We start from the raw sequence: 18,405 nt of genomic DNA, 5'->3' as shown, positions 1-18,405 counted from the left end.
CTGTTTACTCCGTTGGGGATTGCTTTTGGCGAGCCATAGCGGCAGTAGCCACCTGAACGTCGCCTTGGAACTTGGTACGGGCCAGATCGGCGGCGATGCGGGTCTGCTCGCCACGCGCCCGAGCGCCGTGGGTCATCTGCGCCAGCATCAGACGGGTTTGGAGTTCTTCGCGCTTGAGCACGATCTGCGCTTCCAGGCGGTCGCGCTCCAGCTGAATCTCCGGGGCCTCGTCGCCGCCGGCCAGCTGACTGGCCTTGGCCATATTCACAGCGGTGGACGAACGCAGGTTCTCGGCCTGGGCCATCAGCTTGTCCAGCTCGCCGCGAGCAGTCTCGATAGCCAGCTGTTGCTGGATCATCATCAGTTCCATTTCCTGCTCGGTCGGCGCCGCCTGACCCAGCAGTTTCTCCACCTGGGCCGCAATCTCGTCGCGCTCGGCCAGATCGCTGTGGCGAATGATGACCTGATCCGGGATCGCCAGACCGTTGAGGCGCATATCCATGAGCGAGGCAAACTGACCTTCGTCATAGTTGTTGCGGCGGGCGGTAGTGGTCACGGCGATGTCATACTCGCCCTCGGTCACATCGTTTACGATGCGGCCGGCAGCGTCGATCTGATTGATCACCAGCTCCTCAGGGTCCATGTTCGGGTTCGGATCGAAAGTGACCTGAACGATGCGTTCCTCGGTATAGAAGTCCTGAATCAACTCCAGAATCTTGCTCGCCACCAGATGCCGGGTCAGCTCCATGTTGGCCGCAACAACCTCCAGCTGGACCTGGCCCTGCTGCGTCTTGCGGTCGAGCGCAACACCCGACACGGATGCTGCGGCGAAGCCCAGCATGCCATCATTGACGCCACTGATTTCACGGATGGCGAACGCCGCCTTCTCGCTGATGCGATCCAAACCGCTCGGGACAGAGTTCGGGGTGATCTTCTCGGGTGCCTGGGCGCCACGGGCGTACTCGATGATCAAACCAGTCTCGGCCCCGCGCAGCTCCAGCTCGTCCACCGTCATATTGACCAGAGTGCCTTCCTCAACCTTCCAGCCGCTGTTGGCGGTGGTGTTGACGATGTGCAGCTCCTGGCTACGGGTCTTGTTCAGGTATTCCTGCGGGCCGACGAGGTTGCGCACCATGCCGAAGGGCTTGCCCCGGCGGAAATACGGGAAGAACGGCACGATGGTGAAGGTCTTGTAGATCGACCAGTCATCGAACAGTAGTACAGAGTCGACGGATACCGTCCAGCGGACACGCCGGCCAGGGCGCTTGTGCAGGAACAGGCCCATCTTCTTGGCAAAGGCCGCCGCCTTCTTCTTGCTCCAGCCGCTCGGCACCTCAGACATATCGCCTGTCTCAGGGTCAACGAACATCTGCTCCATCGTCCAGCGATAGTGCTGACGCTCTACGACCCGAACCGATCGAATGTCGCGGTTGTCCTTGTCGTCCTGGTCATAGACGAAGGTTGTGCCAGAGGTCTCGCCAAAGCTGGCCTCCTCAAAGCGAATACTGTCAAACCGGTTGTACTCACCGGAAAGCGCCATCGTGCTGATTTCATCCGCCTTGTCCTGCCCGTAGAGGCCGGCAATCTCCTCCAGTGACATCCAGCGGGTGACCGTCACCTCGTTCCAGGTGGCCGGGTCATACTCCTTCGCATCCGGGTCGAGTACCACAGTAAGCGGGTCGAGCGACGTGATCTTCACGTCACCCTGCATGTGGTTGCTGAAATCCATGCGCACATCGAAAAAACCACGATCCTGAATCAGGCCGTCAGCCATGACCGAGGTTTCAAGGAAGCGATAGCGGTTGGCATGCTGAATCTGCATGGTCAACTTGCTGAGGATAGTGGCCACCTCACGGGAGGCATTGCGGCGCGGCTTGAAGGAAATCGCGACATCCCGGCGAATCTGCTCGCCGAGTGCCGCGTTGATCACAGCCAGGATCATATTGAAGGTCAGCGCAGGGCGACCCTCTTTCTCCAGCTTGGCCTTAACCGCCTCGTCCCACTGCCCGTCGCCGGTGTACATGCCATCAAACTTCTTGGCCTGCGTGGTGTAGTCGATGTGGCCGCTATCGCGAGCGCGGACATAGCGAGCAGTATTGTGTCGCGCAACAGAGATAGGGTCAGAAACGGCCATTGACAAATCCTCGAATATCAGCAGTGCTTATATTATCACGCGCTATTGCGGGCGTGTAGCCGGCAGCGGCGTTCAAGGATCATCAGATACTCCTCCATCGCCCGTAGCTGGTCATTCATCAGACTGCGGTGCTCGTCCGACAGGGTAAGGTACAGCTCGTTGTCGGTGATGAACGCCGCCAGCTTGGTAACCCGTTCTGCCAACTGAGCCTGCTCTGCTTCCAAACGATCAACAAATGAACTATCCATCTGGGCATTCCTCATCCGCTCATGTAGTTGCGCCGTCCGCTCGTGCCTCGGGCAATTTTGTTCAGCTTGTCTTTCCAGCTCTTCTTCGGCGGTGCCGGCTGCTCACGGGGGCGAACCATCAGGGCCAGAATCTGACCCAGCCACGCCATCGCATCTACACCATCATCATGCACCCCGTTGGGGAAGCGCATCATTTCCGCCACCAGCTGTGCCGTGGCGTTACAACCCTTGCGGAAGTACACCAGCCCCTGCTGCATGCGACCCTGAATGGATCGAGCGCGGGCTACCTTGTCGCGTTTGCCCGGATTCAGCTCCTCGATGAAGAAACTGGTCAGGCGCTCCTCGCGGATGCGCTTGTCGAGGAACGGGCGCAAGGTCATTTCAATATGACCGCGCTCGATGCCGGTGATGGCCGGGCGCCACGTCTTATAGACCTCAAGCATCTTGTCCACCAGCTCCAACGGCCCCCAGTGCCCGCGCTGGATGTCAACGACATAGGTGCGGTCGTGCTGGTCCACACCTACCGTGATGCCGACCGAGTAGTCGTTCTGCTCCTTCTCGCCGATGGCCAAATCCCACGCGGTGTAGAAGTTCATGTCCGAGTACGGCGGCAGCTCCGTTGGCCCGTACCACTTAAACATGGTCGTGTTGAAGTAGTCCCCCTCGTCAGGGGTCGGGTTCTGCTGGTACAGGGCCTGCCAGTCACGCGGGCCGACTGCACGCTTGATGCGTGCCAGCGCCACCTCGTCATAACGCGCCGGGTGCAGCGCCTCGCCCTTCTTGCGGAACAGCTCGTCATGCACCGCCTCAGCCGGGTACTCAACCACAACCCACTCGTCGCCCTCACCCTCAGCCATCTTGCGCAGCAACCGGCCGGCCAGATCGTCGTCATGCCAACGAGTCAGGATCAGCAGCACGCCGCCGCCTGGGGCCAGACGGGTGTAAGCCGTTGAGGTGTACCAGTCCCACACCGCCTCGCGGTTGGTGGCGGACTCAGCGTCGGTTCGGTTCTTGATCGGGTCGTCGATTACCAGGACGTGTGCGCCCCGGCCAGTGATGGGGCCGCCAACACCCGCCGCCGCATAGCCGCCGCCCTCGGTCGTCAGCCAGTTCTCAACCGACTGAGAGTCCTTGTTGATACGGCACTCCGGGAAAACCGCCGAGTACGCAGGGTCGCGCACAAGGTCACGGACTTTGCGCGAAAAGCCGTTCGCCAGGTCAGAGCCGTAGGAACAGCCGATGAACTCGTGCTTCGGGTAATTGCCGAGGTGCCACGCGGGGAAGGACCGGGAGCCAATTTCCGATTTCCCATGACGCGGCGGCATGAAAATCATCAGTCGCGGGGACTGCTGGGCTGCAACCTGGGCGCTGAACCACTCCAGCTTGTCGCAAATGTCCTGATGCACCCAGCCCGGGTCATAGCTGTCATTGAAACGCAGGATGAAGGGCAACAAGTGATTGCGGGCCAGCTCGCGGCGGGCCAGCTCCTGCTTGGCCGCTTCTGCTGCGCTCATAGCAGCGGCTTCGGCAACCTTGTCCTCGCGATCCTGCTTGATCCGTTTTAGCGCCTTCTTCTTCTCACGCTGAATGCGCTGATACTCGGCCCTTTTCTTGGCCAGCGAATCGCCCGGGTCTGTGAAGGTCTGCTTCGCCACCTCCTCGTTGGTGGCCTGAACTGCGTTCTGCACACAGTAGATGCAAAATCCCTGTGCATTGAACAGGGTATGGGGATGTGATTTGGAGCACTTCGGGCACTCGCGCAGCTCGACGCGCTTACCTCGGGCAACGACGGTCAATCTTCGACCTCCTCAAACTGCCCTTCGAGAAGCTCTGGCTGCAAACTCTGGACCTTCAAGCCTGCGAGGCGCATCAGCTCGGATACCGGCAAGTCGGCCAGCTGCTGCGGGGTCACGTCGGTCGGCAGCTCCTTGGTCGGAACCTCATTGAGGCGGTGCAGCTTCACCAGCGAGTCGGTGGCCTTGACCATTTCAGCGGCGGTGGCACTCATGTGGTACGCCTGCATGTACATCGCATGCGCATCCTCAATGCCGAAGCGGACTCGGGGAAGCGATTGCTTCTCCATTTCCTCCTCATACTTGGCGATGTAGGCCTGGATCACCTCGTCGCGCTCCCACTTCAACCCGGTAGCGCGGCAAGCGCCCGCCCTCTCGGCGGAAGCGCGGGAACTGAGCCCTGAAACACGGGCAGCGACGTACACCTTCTGCTGCGCAGTGATGCGGGGCAGATCAAGCAGGTTGAGCTTCTCGTCGGCCTCTATCGAGGCGAGCTGAGCGTCAGGGTCAAGGATTGGGGTAGCAGCCATGCCGGGAATATTAGCACTGCTGATATTGGCCGGTAAAGAAAAGGGCCACTTGGACCCTTATCAGGTCAGCGCGGGCGCCAGCCTTCTTCCTGGGCCGGTGACTGAAGCTGCTGAAGCTGCTGCATCAGTTCGTTGTGGCGGCGCTGGGCATTCGCCTCTGCCTCCCGAGCCTGTGCAGCCGCCATGTTCTGCTGGTTTAGCGAGTCGTTTAAGCGCTGCTGCTCGTGCAGCCGGTATTGGCGGTAGCCATCCGAACCGTGGTCAGGGACGCCCCCGTTGAGCGTCGGGTAAGGGGCGCCGTTGTAGCTCTCGGCAACGGTCGAAGTGGCGGCGGTCAGGAGGAAAAGGCCTAGCAAAAATTTCATAGAAAAAAATTCCGTTTCGCTTTTTCGAAAAGGGTCGATTTCCCGGGGAAAAAAGTCAAGGGGCAAAAGTCGATTTGTCCTGGCCAAGGCAAGGGGCAAGGGGCGGGGGGCAAGGGGTGAAAGTCGAGTGGCAATTGTCACAGGGCGCGGGTGGCAGGGGGGTATGGGGGTGCGCGGTTCAGGGACTCCCGATTGGATTCGCTTCTCAGGTTCCGGCGATTCCAGTTTCAAACCCAAGGAACCTTGTTTTACCCCCTCCCCGGGGGGTTAGGAGATACCTATGTACGCAACACACATCATCTTCGCGCTTGTGCTCATCGCGATCTACTTCACTGCTGCCGCAGTAGGCGTGGCCCACCTCTACATGGTAGCGCACAGGGCTAACCGCTATGCCAAAGCCAAGGCCATGCGCCAAGCGCACATGGGCTTGGGTCAGCTGGTAGGGATACCGGCGCTGGTGATAGGCGTCGCAGTGCTGGGCGCAATACTGGGGGGTGCAGTATGAAGCTCTTCCCAGTGTCATCGCAAGCCGTGGCTCGCGCACTGTGCAGCGAGCTACGCATGACTGGGCGCTATGCCCGCATCATGTCCACCTCACAGGGGTGGGTTGTACTCAGCGCATAAGACGAAACACCACAAGGACGTGGTGTCTGGTGGCTTGGCATGCCACCACTGATGAGTCTGCCACTTTTACACGAGAGAATACACGATGAAAAACATGACCGTAGTAAGCATCAAGAACCAGAACGACTCCAGCACAGAGTCATTCCACCTGCACGGGGGCAGTGAGGGGGAGATAAGCGAAATGAAGTATCTCCTCGATGAGGGGAAACACAGAGAGGCGTTGGCCATCGCCCGCGAGGGCGGTATCGACGTGGACTGGTGGTGGGAGGGAGCCGACGGGTCTTCCGTTCACAGGTTCGACATCCAGCAGGAAAAGGACTGGATGTAAGACGAAACACCACAAGGATGTGGTGTCTAGCGGCTTGGCATGCCGCTACTGATGAGTCTGCCAAACAGCAGTTCGCAGTACGCGTCGCACGGCAATGGCTGTGTGCCCGCATCTGCCATAAAAAAGCCCATCACTGGTTGCAGCCGGTGATGGGCCTACCACTTGTAACTTGGAGAAGTCACGATATGAAAACTATCACTGTTAACGATGTAATGTCCACTGCCTACGGTAGCGAGGTATGGTTGCCTGTCCTGACCAAGGACGCTGACCTGCTTGAATGGGTAAAACCGATGCTCGGCCAGAGCGTCACAACACGCAACGGATATGAGATGTCCCTGTTCCGGGACACCATGTTCAAGAGCCAAATGGCGATGACCAACATCGCATTGGCGCTTCGTGCAGCCAATGAGTTGGGGCTGTTGCCATACACCAAGGCAGTCAAGCACATGCGCGATGCGCACCGCTTGATTGAGAAGGTCTCGATGGGCTTCGCTGCCCACCGGGGTGAGAACCACCGCGAGCTGGTGCTCGCTGAGGTCACGCTGGCAGTCAAGGATGGCTGCTTCGATGAAGCCACATCGGGGGCTCCCGAGCTGTATACAGAGGAGGAGCTGCTGGAGTCGGGTTACGACTACGAGCAGATCGAAGAAATCCTCGAAATGCAGGAAGCCGCGCTCGCCTCGCACAACAGCGGGGAACGGGCAGGCAGCATGTCCGAGGACGAAGGCAAGCTGATCACCGCAATTCACGATCCTAGCCAGCTCTGGGATATGGAGTTCACCGATATCGACTGGATCGAGGCCGCAACGGCCAAGGTCGCACTGATCGGGAAGCAGTGGCCGCAGCCAAGCGTTGCCTGGGACCTGGTGCTAGATCGCCTCGCTGATAGCTGGGCCGCAGCGCTGGAGTACGCGGACGACAAGGAGGCAATGCAGAAGAAGATCGAGCGCCGCATGACTTCGCTCGATGATCTTCACAGCAAGCCGATGTACGCCCGCTGGGCCATCAACCACGTCACCCGCCGGGTATGGCGTGACATTCAGGCTCTCAAGATGACCAAGGAACGCTTTGAGCAGCAGCTGGAGCGTCTGGATCGTCAGGCATTCGCCGAGGAACGCTACAACGCACCGGCCAGCGTCACTCGCGTGGGCATGGGCGAAGCGACTGAGCTGTCGCGGGTGCAATACCTGCCCTTCGGCGATATCAGCGAGGCGGATGTGGGCTTCGGCTCCGAGCTGGTACGGATGTCAGTGTTCGGGGACGGGTCCGCGAGCGCGGTAATCGACTCCATGCCGCATCTGGGGGCGGATGGCGTTCACTTCCACACTGGTGGTGGGCATCAACTGGACACTGGCACTCAGGAAGATCGTGACCGCGCCTGGTTCAACGCGGTGATCGAGGCCTGCGAGGCACAGCGCGATGCAATCACCCCGGTGTACAAGGAGCTGCGCGAGCTTGACCTGTCGCTGGCCAAGATGTGGGAGCTGTTCGCCCGCGACGCGATGCCGGTTGCACCGCCGGTGTACTGGAACAAGCACGGCTGGTATCTGACCGAGCAAGAAGCTCAGGATGCACTGCTCGTCGAGCAGGCTGAGTGGAAGGCCAAGACCCGCATGATGGATGACGATGCGGCCCTCGCTGCAATCCAGCTGATGCTGGCTTCGAAGTAATCAACTCACTCACCAAGTCCCGGGGCACATGCCCCGGGCAGGAGGTTCTATGTCTATGCAAGATCGAATGGCTGCATCCAAGCAGCGTGTCCAAAAGCTCAAGGCTGCTGTAGCAGCTGAGCCAATCAAGCCCGCCAAGCCCGCCAAGCCGCGCATCCGCGTGGTGTCCGGCGGCACCGTCACCGAGGACATGCTGCGCGAAGCACTTGGCCTCAAGCCGAAGGCAGTGGGCCAGTTGGCCCGCTGGCTGGAAAGTAAGGTCGCTGACCACCACGAGGGTGGCAGCTGCCCCCACTGCCACGGGACAGGGCGCTACCTGTTCCACACAGACCCTCGCCGGAACGAGCGGTGCTTCCGCTGCAACGGCAAGGGTCGTCTCGATGCACGAGACATGGCCTTCTACCTCGGGCGGGTGCGAGGCGCTGGCCCGGTCTGCCATGTCAGTGCCGCGACCGCCGCGTGAGTGCGGGCTAACCCCTCCGATTAACCCCTAACACCCGCGTCTGCGTCCGCGTCCGCGTCTGCGTCTGCGTCTGCGTCTGCGTCTGCGTCTGCGTCTGCGTCTGCGTCTGCGTCTGCGTCTGCGTCTGCGTCGGGTTGTATTGCCATTCGTGATGGGACAGGTGTGCGCTGTCAGATGACGAATGTCAATAGTCACTTGGCTTCACTGGGTGGACGGACGAGGGTCACTTGGCACTCGACACTTGCCACTTGCCACTTGCCCTGAATCACGGGTCACTTGCCACTTGGCATAGATCACAGATCACAGATCACAGATCACAGGAGAAAGACCATGCAACCTGAATACACTGTCAGATATCAGGCAGTTGATGGCGTTGGGGAACAGAGCGCCACCTTCCCGACACTGGAAGAAGCTCAGGTGTTCGCCCAGCACGAATGGGCGCTCTGGTACGAAATCACCAACGAGTATTGCGAGGTGGTCGATGAGTCGTAAGCTCAGGGTGCTGCTGGCCTGCTACCGGCTGGCACGATTGTACGGTGTCCCACGGCGGGTGCTCTGGCCCGCATTGGCCCGTGACCTTTGGCGGTTGCTGCCAACCAAGCGAACGCAGCGGGGTACAGACGATGGGTAAACCTAAACCCGATACAGGGGACATCCGACCCGCGAAAGGCGTCACCTGGAGCAAAACAGACGGCGTGTGGAAAGTGCAGATGAAGGGTAAGGCCTTCGGGTGTACAATACACCTTGAGGCTGCCAACGCGCAGGCAGAGGGCGTTCATCGCTATCTGCTCGACAAGGGTCACTTGCCCCCTGTCAGTTGGCGAGTGCCGGAGTGGGATGACCTGCGGCAAGGGACGATACTAAAGTCCAAAGTGTCTCATTGACGAGACGTAAATCGTCAAAATGCGTGGAAAAATTGGTCTTACCAATTTTAAGGGGTTCAAAACTGCCCCCTGGAAAGGCCCGTCCTAGAGCCTTCGCCAGATTTAGGGGGCACTTTGGGGGCACTTTCAAAAAAACAATGCCACCGCCAGAACCCGCGCCATCCGTGGGCTACAGGGAAAAAGGTGGCACTTGGACTACTTTTTTTTCCAGTTGGCCCAGCAACGGGAATAAAATCACAAAATATTGCATAGCATTCCCCACTTCACACAATGGGGTTGGCGGAGCCATACAACAATATTTTGTGATTGAATATCATTTTGTGGCTCAACTTAGTTAAAAACTAAGAAAAACACCCCCTAAAACCCCTACAGCCCAGTAACCACGCGGCCTCCAGCGGTGGCACTTATTTGCCACCAAAGTGCCCCCTGCTGCCCCCAAAGTGCCCCCTGTCCCCCGTCAACCGCTCTAGAACGGGGGTTTCAGGGTGGCATTTTTAGAACCACCGTCACAGGCAAAAATGCCACCTACCAGTCAGCCCTGTTGATATAGATATCAGCAGGGCTTATATTCCCCTTCGCATTCAGTCAGGAGGACTCATGGCCAAATATCGCGCCTCGTTCACCCATCGGGACCGTTACGTCCCGGACGCCCCTCGCAAGCAGACCAAGACCATCGAAGCGGCCAATCCGCTCGATGCTGAAATGCGCCTGCGCTCCATGCTGCTGAAACAAGGCCGGCAGCTGCACTTCATGCTGGCCCTCGTCGAAGTGCCAAAGGACACCCGCCCATCAACCGTCAGCGTGGAGTACGCCCCATGTACGGCCTGATAGCAACATTCGAGCTGATGGACGACCCCGGCAATGAGCAAGAGGTCGGCCCGCTGACCCTCAAACAGGCCCGGGCACTCCACGCCAGTTATGAACCCTTCCTCCTTTGGTGGTCGTTGACCGACAAAGATGGCGAGGAGGTCACCCTGTGGGACTGAATATCAGCAGTGATGATGCGGAGACCATCACTGCCCTGATCCTGTGCTGGCGGCACGGAAAGCCGTCAGCCCCTGTGTTGAAAGCGGCCTGTGGCGAGGACAAGGCCAAGGCCGAGCAAATCATTGACCTGGCGGTTGACCTGGCCGAGTTCATCCGCCTTGTGGAGAAGACCGATGCCGCTAACGCGTGACGAAATCAGACAGGCCCACGCGGCCCTTATCGCGGACCCGAGCCTGACCGTAAAAGAACTGGCTGAAAGCTGGGATGTAAAGCCCATGCGCATCTATCGTGCGCTGAATGACAATGGCCTCTCGCTGCGTGACCGGGAACGGTTGCGAAACACCCCAGAACAGCATGTAAAGGCTCAACGTGCCTCGGGGTTACCGCCCGATCTGTATGCGGCCCGCCACAACCTGCACACCCGCTCGCTGCAACACCATGCGTACCAGCTGGGCATGCGCCTGAACATGGCCAGCTACGCGGACAAAAAGGAATGGTGGGAGCGCACTCTCGCCACGATGAACCCTGCCAGAGTGCAGGAGTTCATCATCGAGCACGACCTGCCCTTGCGACTGGTCGCGTACTGGTTCCACAAGATCAACAGCCCCAGCGAAACCCTGTTGTGGGGTAATGCTGCGTTACGGGAGGTCACGTCTGATCAGTTCCATGACGTAGCCCGCTTCAACAACCCCAACGCTGGGGACACCTTTTACCTCGGCAGAGGTAAAACCCTGAGCCAGATCGACCTTCGACTGGCTGAGGAAATCACGCGCCAATCCCGTGTGTGGGATCGGCGTGCCTAACCGTATCAGCACCGCTGATAAACATCACTTGTCACCTTTGTACACAATCATCGGAGAATCACCATGAAAACCACTGAAAACCCGTTGCAGATCATCGTCAACCAAGCCGCGATCAAGGTCGCAGAGCAACAGTACCGCCTCGCTCGGCTGTTCACCCCCTACGGCTTTGAGCCGGAGCGTGTGGACTTCGATCGAGTCGAGGTGTTCCTCGACGACATCAACCGCGCCTTCCCCAACCCCACCCCGTCCATCCAGAACAGTCTGGATCGAATCCAGGCCGAACTGGCACAGAACCGTGCCCTGTTGCAGGCGTTCGCGGCACAGGACGTGGTGCCAAGTCTCACCGCGGATCAGCTGTTCACCACAGCCGCAGCGAACACCCGCAACCCCAGCATGGCCCGCGTAGCGTAATGCGCGATGCCATTTGCGGGTCACTGGCCTTGGCGGTGTTCACCGCCGCCTTGGCCTACCACTTCCTCAAGGCCGCAGGTGCCTTGTAGTTATGAAAGGATATTCAGCTATGCAACCTGACCAATTTAAAGTGACCGAGTACAGCTATCTGGACGCGCTGCGTGAGTATTGCCGCGACATGATGAAAAGCCCGGCGCTTGCCACCATCAAAGCACGAGTGCTGGAGGGTGATTTCTGCACCTCTGATCTGAGGGGCACACTGCAATGGCATGCCCGGCACTTCACGAGTACCCGGCTCAGTGGCGCCACGCCCGGCCAGTTCAGCATCCATTTCAAAAGCCTGACGGGTCAGTCAAACGCGTGGGACGACGTGTACCACCGCTCAAGGATGTATTTGAACCACCACGGTGGTTACGCCTACCTCGGCATCCCCAGCACTATGCTGATGTTGTATCGCCCATTGCTGCGGGTATTTGGGGAAATGCTGGCCGGCAATATGGATGAGCAAACAGCCGAAGCCATCGCAATGCTGCATACACTGGGCTTCGATGACGACTGCATTGAGTCATTCGACCCCCGTCCTGTGGAAAGCCGCACAGGCCCGCTGTACCTGCGCCCGACCATAGACGACAACATTGAACCGACCGCATGGACAGATTGCCCGGCGGTCTGCCAGCTTGCCGGCAGCCCGCTGCAAATTAGCTGGTACAATTTCAACCAGACTGAGCTTGTCGATGGTATTGGTTTTGGCAACTTGGAATACATCTGCGCAACCCCCAACGTGGCGGCTTGGCGTCTGCGCGAGGGCGCACGGCTGACGTATGGCCGATACGACCGACTGCCACGGGACCTGGAGTCACAGTTGCCCGCCCAGGCGCTGTTTACCCTGTTCCCGCACCTGCCGGAAAAGAGCGGCAACGCAGGGCAAATCGCCTTCACCCAGAACGTCAACGCCGGCGTGCGTGACCGCCAGCAGGTGATGAAACCGGGCCGCTTCTTCCGCATGGTGCTGCCCGAGGCGAGCGACCAGTATGTCAAGGAACTGACGGCGATGTTCGAGAGCATCGGCCAACTGACCTTCCACATGAGCCATGACCAGGAGGACTTCGCCCGGGTCTATATGCACGGGCCGAGCAGCTGCATGGGGTATGACGAGGAGAAGTTCGGCCACCTGCACGTTAACGGGGAGTTTTTCCACCCGGTGCGGGTCTATGCCCACCCGGAGAACAACCTGCGCATCGTCTGGATGGAGTCCGAGGGTAAGATCGCCGCCCGGGCGGTGGTCAACCTGCGCAACAAGACCTACCCGACGATCTATGCCTGCGACTGGCTGCACAATGCGCACTCCAAGTTCACCGAGTACCTGAGCGAGAAAGGCTTCTACCAGGACGGTGAGGGGCTGGATGGCGAGAAAATCCTCCTGGTGTCCCCGGATCGCAACAGCGAGGCGATCATCTGCCCCTACATCGACTCGGGCAACCGCGGCGTGGAGATACACGACAACCACCTGATCATCGGCGGTAGTTATGAGGCCAACCACGCGACGGGATGCCTTGAGTCATACGACATCGACTCAGCCCTCTGCGACTATTGCGATGAAACGACCGGCGAGGATGACCTGACCACGGTAGAGAGCGGTGATCGAGTCTGCGACTGCTGCCTCAGCGACCACTACGTCTACGCCTATATCCCGAGTGATGGCTGCTGCATGTATGTACCAGACGATAGCTCCGACCTCTACGGCACATCACATATCCCCAGCCGCCGCGTCGCTTATGCCGACCATGTGCTGATCGACAACGATCGCTTCGTCGCGCTCGATAGCGAGTATTACGGCAACGAGGCCGCGCTCAGTGATGACGCAACCTACTACGCCGCTGACGGCACTTACATCCTCGACGAGGACATCGACAAGCTGGGCCTTTTCATGCTGGACGGCGACCTGGAACGGGTCGACGACTACTGCCTGGTTGACGACGAGCCTGTCGAAATCAGCAGTGTTGATATTTCAGCGTTGGAAGAAGTGGATAACGACAGCGACGAGTACAGCATGCTCACCGCCTACATCACCCCTGCTCAGGAGGAAGCCGCATGAGAGCTTTCAACACCTCAATGACCGAAATGTCGACGGCCTTTGCCAAGCCGGTAAAAACACCGGTGCCGGTCGAAGTGCTCTTCGACATTTGCCGCAGGCCCCGTTTCGCCGGCTCGGCAGGCGAGAAGTACATCATCGACCAGTACATCGCCACCATCCCCGACATCACGCCGGATGCCCACGGCAACTACTGGCTGACCATCCACAACCCCGATGGCACCCCGCCCTCGACCATGTTCAGTTCGCACACTGACACGGTTCACAAGGCCAAGGCCGAGAACACCCCCTACAAGCTGTCGTATCGCAACGGCTGGCTGAGCGTGAAAGGCGGTGGGGTGCTGGGCGCCGATGATGGCTCCGGCATGTGGATCATGCTCAACCTGATCAAGGCCGGTGTGCCGGGGCTCTACATTTTCCACCGTGACGAAGAAATCGGTGGCCGGGGCTCTTCGTACATCGCCCAGCACCATGCGCCGGTCATCACGGGCATGGGTATCAAGCACTGCATCGCCTTCGACCGCAAGGGCACCCGCGACATCATCACCCATCAGGGCTGCGGCCGCTGCTGCTCTGACGACTTCGCCGATGCCTTTGCCGACCAGCTCAATGCCGATGGGCTGTTCGACTTCGAAGCCGACGACGGCGGCTCGTTCACCGACAGCGCCAACTACATCGACCTGATTGGGGAATGCACCAACCTGTCGGTGGGTTACTACGACCAGCACACCATGGACGAGTGTCAGGACATCACGTTCATCACCCGCCTGGTCAATCGCCTGATTGAAATCAACTTCGCCGCTCTGCCGCAGAAACGCGAGCCAGGTGAGGAAGACCCGGACAATTTCTACAACTGGAACAACTACCGGCTCGGCGGAAAACAACTCAGCGCAGGGGAAGCAGAGCTGCACGAAATCGTGGCTCTGATCGAGGAGTTCCCGTTCGAAACAGCAGCGCTGCTCTGCGACCTGGGCTACGACAGCGGTTTCCTTGAGCGCGAGCTGCACCGCTACGGTGAGCCCGACGACGCCATTGACGACTACCCCGGCCTGCCCTCCAACGCGGTCGATGACTACAACCCCTACCGAGGACTCGACTGATGACTTACGCGTATGAACTGACGCCCCGCAACGACCGGGAGGTGAGCATCCTGTTCGCCGCCCTATTCGGCTGGTGGAACTCGCCGGTCGCTGATCAGCGCAACAAGGAGCTGGTCGGTAACCACTTCGGCTGCGACCACCTGGCCGCTGCCTGCCTGCGACTGGCCCACAGAACGATCGAACTGGTGTACGAGACGGTCGACACGGCCCTGTGTGATGGCGTCTTCGCCTACGACTACTGCGAACTGGACAGCACGGCCGCCCTACCCCACGTCCTGTTACGGTGGATGGACGACGATGAGTGGATCGAGCTGGCGACCAACTACAAGTTGCCGGAAAACCTCGACGCCCTCATCAAAAAGTGGGCACGGGACAACAACCTGCCACTGCGCAACGCCCCGGCAACGGGGAACACCGACTATGTGGTCGTCCTGTTCCACAGGATGACCGACTGTGTGCATGTGCAGTCGGTAAAAACGCTGACCCCTGAGCTGGCGATGTACTTCGCTGTGCGTAAAGCAGCGGAGAAGTGGAACTGCAACCCCACGTCAGTTGGCGTCCTGGGCATCGCCAAAGGCCAAATCGTGTTCCTCGACTGGAACGAAAACGGCCTGCCACCGCGATCCGTCAGTACCAAAGACCTGGCGATGGCGTTCGGCGCCGAGCTGACGGAAGTGAACAACCGGAAGGTCATCAGCATGACCGAACAGCAAATGGAGCAGATGCTCCTAGTTAACGCGGAGGGCCGCATGCCATGAGCAAGCAAGCAGACAAGGCGCGGATCGCCGAGTTAGAAGCAGCGTTGTCCGGCTTTCTGGCAATCGTCTCAGACTCAACGGGCGTGGCCGGCTACCACTTGAATGGGGCCGTTGCAAAGTGGAACGAGTTTGATGAGGTTTCCGCAGCGGAAGCAGCCATGTTCGCGGAGTTGCGAAGCGCAGCCCCTCCGGTGGAAACCGCCACCGCGCTCGACGCCGCCCGAAACGCACTGGAGCTGTGTGCCAAAGCCATCGAGAACCTGCTCCCCGGTGCAAAGCACATCGTGGCTGACGTCGGCCTGATTAACGACGCACTGCTCAGAGCCGCCGCAGCAAAAACGCATATCAACCTGGTGAAGGAGCAAGCCCATGTCAGCAGTGATTAAGGAACAGCGTGAGCGCACCTACCAGATCAACTTCTAGGAGGCCTGATGGCAAAACTCAGCCAAGCCCGTAAAGACTGGCTGGAGACCCAGTACATCTTGTCCCTGAAAAATGACGGCAATTGGTATCGCGATACACGAGCCGCCGTCGAGGAAAGAGCCCTAAGCCGTTTCCGCACCATTACCTGGCCGTATGTGCAAAAGCTACGAACGGGGCTCCATGATAACCCGGACAAGCTCGATTGGCCGTACATCCTCGCTCGCATGTGGATGGACGAGGGTCACCCGCTGATGGACTTTCGAAAGAACGGCGGGATGACCGAATGGGGAACGTACTTGGATCTTTTCCCGCCACCAACACCGCCAATCCCACCTGAACTATGCACCATGCTCCCGCCTGGAGTGGCCTGCACCGAACTCGACACGAACGAACAGGAAAAAACCATGACCAACACTGCACCAGCATTTGAAACCAAGCACATGATCTTCGGCCAAGACGCCAGCAAAATGACCCAAGGCGAACTGATCAGTGCGATCAAGAACCTGGAAGCGGAAATCGACAACCTCAAAGCGATCCGCACCCCGTCCAAGGCGATCAACGCCCGTATTGATGAACTCAACGGCATGCTGAAAAACGTCGTTGCCATCCTCGACAAGGAGTAAGCCGGTGAACATCTTCGAACAAGCCTGCCGCACCAAACTGCGCTTCCCCAGCCCCAAAGGTGACCTGATGGTTGAACAGCTGTGGGACATGCCGCTGCAATCCAAATCCGGCTTCGACCTGGACACACTGGCGAAAGCCACCTCCCGTGCCCTGCGCGACCAGGAAGACGACAGCTTCGTCGCGCCGAAGAAGGCCAACCCCGAGCTGTCCCTGCGCATGGAGCTGATCAAGCACATCATCGCAGCGAAGATGGCCGAGAACGCCGCCAAGGCCGAACAGGCGCAGAAAGCGGTCAAGCGCCAGCAGCTGCTGGCAGCGCTGGAAGCCAAGGAAAACGAGGCAATCCACGCCCTGTCTGCGGACCAACTGCGCCAGCAGCTCGCCGATCTGGACAGCTGACCTGTAACCGAGGCCCGGCCCTTTGGGGGATGAAAGGCGGAACCTTCATAAACCCGGCCGGGCCTCGCCCTACAATAAGCAACCAACAATTACCGTTTGTCAAAGAAAGGAGTCCCATGATCCACCAAAAACCCTCGCACGATATCAGCACTGCTGATATATTGGGCGGTATGTCACAGCGAGGATCGACCATGACCCCCAAACCAGCGGATGTAAGCCGCCTGATCATCACCCGCCGCATCGGCGAAAGTTTCCTGGTAGGCGATACCCACAAAGTCACCCTGCTACGCAACCAGAGTGGGCTGTGCATCAAAGTCGAAACCCCCGAAGGGGGAAAAACGACCCCGATCAGGCCTGACCAGCCCGTTGAAGTAATGCCCAACGTCGTAGTCGAGCTGCGCAAGCACCGGCCAGACGCCAACGCCACCTACCGCGTCATGGTGCTGGCACCGCGTAACATCAAGATCATTCGAACCGAACTACTCGTAGAACAGTGAAACGCCAGTATTCCCTGCTGGATGGGTTGCTGTGCCTCGCGCTAGCAGCCCATTTCCACACGTCACCAGAAAAAATCCGCTGGGTCGCCCGCAGGGTCGCCCGGCGACTCCCCAAAAGCCAGCGCGGGATATGCGCCATCGTGCAGATGTCGTCTGACCCGAGGCGGGTGATCAACATTGCATTGAAGGAACTCCATGATGAAGCCCAAGGCCCACGTCTCGATTGACCTCGAAACGCTCAGCACCTCCCCTGCGGCCACGATACTGTCCATCGGGGCAGTAGCCGTTTGCGAAACCCAAGGGAACGAGATTGCGTTCTACACCGTTTGCAATCTCGAATCACAACCGCATCGCCATGTCAGCCAATCCACACTGGATTGGTGGGAATCCCAATCCGACCAAGCCCGTGAAGTGCTCGACCAGGCCAAATCGACAAACGCACCCAGCCTCGACGAAGCGCTGGATGCCTTTACCCAGTGGCTCGGCGATATCGGCGAAACCCACGACATTTACCCGTGGGGCAACGGGGCGGCATTCGACGTAGCCATCCTGGAACACGCCTACAAAGAACGCGGCCCGTTCGTACCGTGGGATTTCCGCAAAGTACGCGACATGCGCACTCTGCGTGACCTGCACCTGCGCCTTGGCGTGGAGGTAAATGTCGAGCGTGCAGGCACCCATCACAACGCCCTCGATGATGCCCGTTTCCAAGCCCGCATTGTAATGGCCACCCTCAAGGCACTGGCCCCCCTGTCCACCCACACGGAAGCAAACGCATGATCGACGGTGTAACCGACCCGCTCGAAAACGCCGACAAGGATATGGCGGCGCATAAGTCCAAACCGACCAACCCGAAAGACCTGATCGGCTGCGACAAACTGCCACTGCACCTGTGGCCGGAAACCGCCACGTTGATGGGTTGCCTTGGGCTGCTCGACGGCATGCTCAAGTACGGCCGCAGCAACTGGCGGGAAAGCGGAGTACGCGCCTCCATCTACGTTGACGCCTGCAAACGGCACCTCAACGCATGGTTTGAAGGCGAAGACTTCGACCCCGACAGCGGCCTGCCCCACCTTGCACATGCTCTGGCCTGTCTGGCCATCCTCGTTGACGCCGACGCCAACGAAAAGCTGGTCGATGACCGCATGTACGCCGAAACACCCGGCTATCGTGAACTGGTCACCCGTTTGACGCCGCACGTCGCGCGGCTCAAACAGCTGCATTCCGGGAAAAACCCGAAACACTTCACCACCCAAGACGTATCCCGGTAAA

General features: G+C 59.3%; 25 protein-coding genes. 20 read left to right on the top strand and 5 right to left on the bottom strand.

Annotation, left to right across the window (positions count from 1 at the left end; translation table 11 throughout):
- Window positions 1–4: 4 nt before the first annotated feature.
- The 5 genes from ACZ5WQ_RS02705 to ACZ5WQ_RS02685 form a co-directional block, all read right to left on the bottom strand.
- The gene (locus ACZ5WQ_RS02705; RefSeq protein ID WP_464383102.1) at window positions 5–2,134 is read right to left on the bottom strand and encodes a portal protein; all 2,130 of its coding nucleotides are present in this window, start codon (window positions 2,132–2,134) and stop codon (window positions 5–7) included.
- A gap of 35 nt (window positions 2,135–2,169) precedes the next feature.
- Window positions 2,170–2,382, bottom strand: coding sequence for a crAss001_48 related protein (locus tag ACZ5WQ_RS02700; RefSeq protein WP_464383101.1), 213 nt, complete (start codon window positions 2,380–2,382; stop codon window positions 2,170–2,172).
- Between the two features lie 11 nt (window positions 2,383–2,393).
- Window positions 2,394–4,178 (bottom strand): phage terminase large subunit, encoded by a 1,785-nt coding sequence (gene terL / locus ACZ5WQ_RS02695; RefSeq protein ID WP_464383100.1) that lies wholly within the window; start codon window positions 4,176–4,178, stop codon window positions 2,394–2,396.
- Entirely contained in the window at window positions 4,175–4,705 is a 531-nt protein-coding gene (locus ACZ5WQ_RS02690) for a hypothetical protein (RefSeq protein WP_464383099.1), read from the bottom strand. Before ACZ5WQ_RS02690 ends, terL begins: the two co-directional genes overlap by 4 nt.
- Before the next feature lie 65 nt (window positions 4,706–4,770).
- The gene (locus tag ACZ5WQ_RS02685) at window positions 4,771–5,070 is read right to left on the bottom strand and encodes a hypothetical protein (RefSeq protein ID WP_464383098.1); all 300 of its coding nucleotides are present in this window, start codon (window positions 5,068–5,070) and stop codon (window positions 4,771–4,773) included.
- Between the two features lie 280 nt (window positions 5,071–5,350).
- Between ACZ5WQ_RS02685 and ACZ5WQ_RS02680 the strand changes: the two genes are divergently transcribed.
- The 20 genes from ACZ5WQ_RS02680 (at window position 5,351) to ACZ5WQ_RS02585 (ending at window position 18,404) form a co-directional block, all read left to right on the top strand.
- On the top strand, window positions 5,351–5,575 hold the full coding sequence (locus ACZ5WQ_RS02680; RefSeq protein ID WP_464383097.1) for a hypothetical protein: 225 nt from the start codon (window positions 5,351–5,353) through the stop codon (window positions 5,573–5,575).
- A gap of 204 nt (window positions 5,576–5,779) precedes the next feature.
- Entirely contained in the window at window positions 5,780–6,022 is a 243-nt protein-coding gene (locus ACZ5WQ_RS02675; RefSeq protein WP_464383096.1) for a hypothetical protein, read from the top strand.
- Window positions 6,023–6,207: 185 nt separating this feature from the next.
- Window positions 6,208–7,692 (top strand): hypothetical protein, encoded by a 1,485-nt coding sequence (locus ACZ5WQ_RS02670; RefSeq protein WP_464383095.1) that lies wholly within the window; start codon window positions 6,208–6,210, stop codon window positions 7,690–7,692.
- A 49-nt stretch (window positions 7,693–7,741) separates the two neighbouring features.
- On the top strand, window positions 7,742–8,155 hold the full coding sequence (locus ACZ5WQ_RS02665; protein ID WP_464383094.1) for a hypothetical protein: 414 nt from the start codon (window positions 7,742–7,744) through the stop codon (window positions 8,153–8,155).
- Between the two features lie 330 nt (window positions 8,156–8,485).
- Window positions 8,486–8,647, top strand: a complete 162-nt coding sequence (locus tag ACZ5WQ_RS02660) for a hypothetical protein (protein WP_464383093.1) — start codon at window positions 8,486–8,488, stop codon at window positions 8,645–8,647.
- 989 nt (window positions 8,648–9,636) lie between these two features.
- On the top strand, window positions 9,637–9,867 hold the full coding sequence (locus tag ACZ5WQ_RS02655; protein ID WP_464383092.1) for a hypothetical protein: 231 nt from the start codon (window positions 9,637–9,639) through the stop codon (window positions 9,865–9,867).
- Window positions 9,855–10,025 (top strand): hypothetical protein, encoded by a 171-nt coding sequence (locus ACZ5WQ_RS02650; RefSeq protein WP_464383091.1) that lies wholly within the window; start codon window positions 9,855–9,857, stop codon window positions 10,023–10,025. The genes ACZ5WQ_RS02655 and ACZ5WQ_RS02650 overlap by 13 nt, the downstream gene beginning before the upstream one ends.
- Window positions 10,016–10,216: a hypothetical protein gene (locus ACZ5WQ_RS02645; RefSeq protein WP_464383090.1), complete on the top strand. Its 201-nt coding sequence runs from the start codon at window positions 10,016–10,018 to the stop codon at window positions 10,214–10,216. Before ACZ5WQ_RS02650 ends, ACZ5WQ_RS02645 begins: the two co-directional genes overlap by 10 nt.
- On the top strand, window positions 10,200–10,829 hold the full coding sequence (locus tag ACZ5WQ_RS02640; RefSeq protein ID WP_464383089.1) for a hypothetical protein: 630 nt from the start codon (window positions 10,200–10,202) through the stop codon (window positions 10,827–10,829). Before ACZ5WQ_RS02645 ends, ACZ5WQ_RS02640 begins: the two co-directional genes overlap by 17 nt.
- Before the next feature lie 63 nt (window positions 10,830–10,892).
- Entirely contained in the window at window positions 10,893–11,240 is a 348-nt protein-coding gene (locus ACZ5WQ_RS02635) for a hypothetical protein (RefSeq protein WP_464383088.1), read from the top strand.
- A 109-nt stretch (window positions 11,241–11,349) separates the two neighbouring features.
- Entirely contained in the window at window positions 11,350–13,335 is a 1,986-nt protein-coding gene (locus ACZ5WQ_RS02630) for a hypothetical protein (protein WP_464383087.1), read from the top strand.
- Entirely contained in the window at window positions 13,332–14,432 is a 1,101-nt protein-coding gene (locus tag ACZ5WQ_RS02625; RefSeq protein WP_464383086.1) for a hypothetical protein, read from the top strand. Before ACZ5WQ_RS02630 ends, ACZ5WQ_RS02625 begins: the two co-directional genes overlap by 4 nt.
- Window positions 14,432–15,190, top strand: a complete 759-nt coding sequence (locus ACZ5WQ_RS02620) for a hypothetical protein (RefSeq protein WP_464383085.1) — start codon at window positions 14,432–14,434, stop codon at window positions 15,188–15,190. The genes ACZ5WQ_RS02625 and ACZ5WQ_RS02620 overlap by 1 nt, the downstream gene beginning before the upstream one ends.
- Window positions 15,187–15,576 (top strand): hypothetical protein, encoded by a 390-nt coding sequence (locus ACZ5WQ_RS02615; protein ID WP_464383084.1) that lies wholly within the window; start codon window positions 15,187–15,189, stop codon window positions 15,574–15,576. The genes ACZ5WQ_RS02620 and ACZ5WQ_RS02615 overlap by 4 nt, the downstream gene beginning before the upstream one ends.
- Before the next feature lie 45 nt (window positions 15,577–15,621).
- The gene (locus ACZ5WQ_RS02610) at window positions 15,622–16,236 is read left to right on the top strand and encodes a hypothetical protein (protein WP_464383083.1); all 615 of its coding nucleotides are present in this window, start codon (window positions 15,622–15,624) and stop codon (window positions 16,234–16,236) included.
- A 4-nt stretch (window positions 16,237–16,240) separates the two neighbouring features.
- Window positions 16,241–16,636, top strand: coding sequence for a hypothetical protein (locus ACZ5WQ_RS02605; protein ID WP_464383082.1), 396 nt, complete (start codon window positions 16,241–16,243; stop codon window positions 16,634–16,636).
- A 191-nt stretch (window positions 16,637–16,827) separates the two neighbouring features.
- Window positions 16,828–17,133, top strand: a complete 306-nt coding sequence (locus ACZ5WQ_RS02600; RefSeq protein WP_464383081.1) for a hypothetical protein — start codon at window positions 16,828–16,830, stop codon at window positions 17,131–17,133.
- Window positions 17,130–17,360, top strand: coding sequence for a DUF7740 domain-containing protein (locus tag ACZ5WQ_RS02595; RefSeq protein ID WP_464383080.1), 231 nt, complete (start codon window positions 17,130–17,132; stop codon window positions 17,358–17,360). The genes ACZ5WQ_RS02600 and ACZ5WQ_RS02595 overlap by 4 nt, the downstream gene beginning before the upstream one ends.
- Complete coding sequence (locus tag ACZ5WQ_RS02590; RefSeq protein WP_464383079.1) at window positions 17,329–17,913, top strand: 3'-5' exonuclease; 585 nt, start codon at window positions 17,329–17,331, stop codon at window positions 17,911–17,913. Before ACZ5WQ_RS02595 ends, ACZ5WQ_RS02590 begins: the two co-directional genes overlap by 32 nt.
- Window positions 17,910–18,404 carry a dATP/dGTP diphosphohydrolase domain-containing protein gene (locus tag ACZ5WQ_RS02585; RefSeq protein ID WP_464383078.1) on the top strand — a complete coding sequence of 165 codons (495 nt, stop codon included), beginning with the start codon at window positions 17,910–17,912 and terminating at the stop codon, window positions 18,402–18,404. The genes ACZ5WQ_RS02590 and ACZ5WQ_RS02585 overlap by 4 nt, the downstream gene beginning before the upstream one ends.
- Window position 18,405: the final 1 nt, after the last annotated feature.

It is taken from the genome of Halopseudomonas sp. T1L2 (genome assembly GCF_055397385.1).
Note: the sequence above shows the minus strand (reverse complement) of the source record. Positions and strands in the feature narration are given on the sequence as shown.

Coding starts and splice junctions, on each gene's coding strand:
- ACZ5WQ_RS02705 (WP_464383102.1), bottom strand. CDS start 2,134: ATGGCCGTTTCTGACCCTATCTCTGTTGCGCGACACAATACTGCTCGC.
- ACZ5WQ_RS02700 (WP_464383101.1), bottom strand. CDS start 2,382: ATGGATAGTTCATTTGTTGATCGTTTGGAAGCAGAGCAGGCTCAGTTG.
- ACZ5WQ_RS02690 (WP_464383099.1), bottom strand. CDS start 4,705: ATGGCTGCTACCCCAATCCTTGACCCTGACGCTCAGCTCGCCTCGATA.
- ACZ5WQ_RS02685 (WP_464383098.1), bottom strand. CDS start 5,070: ATGAAATTTTTGCTAGGCCTTTTCCTCCTGACCGCCGCCACTTCGACC.
- ACZ5WQ_RS02680 (WP_464383097.1), top strand. CDS start 5,351: ATGTACGCAACACACATCATCTTCGCGCTTGTGCTCATCGCGATCTAC.
- ACZ5WQ_RS02675 (WP_464383096.1), top strand. CDS start 5,780: ATGAAAAACATGACCGTAGTAAGCATCAAGAACCAGAACGACTCCAGC.
- ACZ5WQ_RS02670 (WP_464383095.1), top strand. CDS start 6,208: ATGAAAACTATCACTGTTAACGATGTAATGTCCACTGCCTACGGTAGC.
- ACZ5WQ_RS02665 (WP_464383094.1), top strand. CDS start 7,742: ATGTCTATGCAAGATCGAATGGCTGCATCCAAGCAGCGTGTCCAAAAG.
- ACZ5WQ_RS02660 (WP_464383093.1), top strand. CDS start 8,486: ATGCAACCTGAATACACTGTCAGATATCAGGCAGTTGATGGCGTTGGG.
- ACZ5WQ_RS02655 (WP_464383092.1), top strand. CDS start 9,637: ATGGCCAAATATCGCGCCTCGTTCACCCATCGGGACCGTTACGTCCCG.
- ACZ5WQ_RS02650 (WP_464383091.1), top strand. CDS start 9,855: ATGTACGGCCTGATAGCAACATTCGAGCTGATGGACGACCCCGGCAAT.
- ACZ5WQ_RS02640 (WP_464383089.1), top strand. CDS start 10,200: ATGCCGCTAACGCGTGACGAAATCAGACAGGCCCACGCGGCCCTTATC.
- ACZ5WQ_RS02635 (WP_464383088.1), top strand. CDS start 10,893: ATGAAAACCACTGAAAACCCGTTGCAGATCATCGTCAACCAAGCCGCG.
- ACZ5WQ_RS02630 (WP_464383087.1), top strand. CDS start 11,350: ATGCAACCTGACCAATTTAAAGTGACCGAGTACAGCTATCTGGACGCG.
- ACZ5WQ_RS02625 (WP_464383086.1), top strand. CDS start 13,332: ATGAGAGCTTTCAACACCTCAATGACCGAAATGTCGACGGCCTTTGCC.
- ACZ5WQ_RS02620 (WP_464383085.1), top strand. CDS start 14,432: ATGACTTACGCGTATGAACTGACGCCCCGCAACGACCGGGAGGTGAGC.
- ACZ5WQ_RS02615 (WP_464383084.1), top strand. CDS start 15,187: ATGAGCAAGCAAGCAGACAAGGCGCGGATCGCCGAGTTAGAAGCAGCG.
- ACZ5WQ_RS02610 (WP_464383083.1), top strand. CDS start 15,622: ATGGCAAAACTCAGCCAAGCCCGTAAAGACTGGCTGGAGACCCAGTAC.
- ACZ5WQ_RS02600 (WP_464383081.1), top strand. CDS start 16,828: ATGACCCCCAAACCAGCGGATGTAAGCCGCCTGATCATCACCCGCCGC.
- ACZ5WQ_RS02590 (WP_464383079.1), top strand. CDS start 17,329: ATGATGAAGCCCAAGGCCCACGTCTCGATTGACCTCGAAACGCTCAGC.
- ACZ5WQ_RS02585 (WP_464383078.1), top strand. CDS start 17,910: ATGATCGACGGTGTAACCGACCCGCTCGAAAACGCCGACAAGGATATG.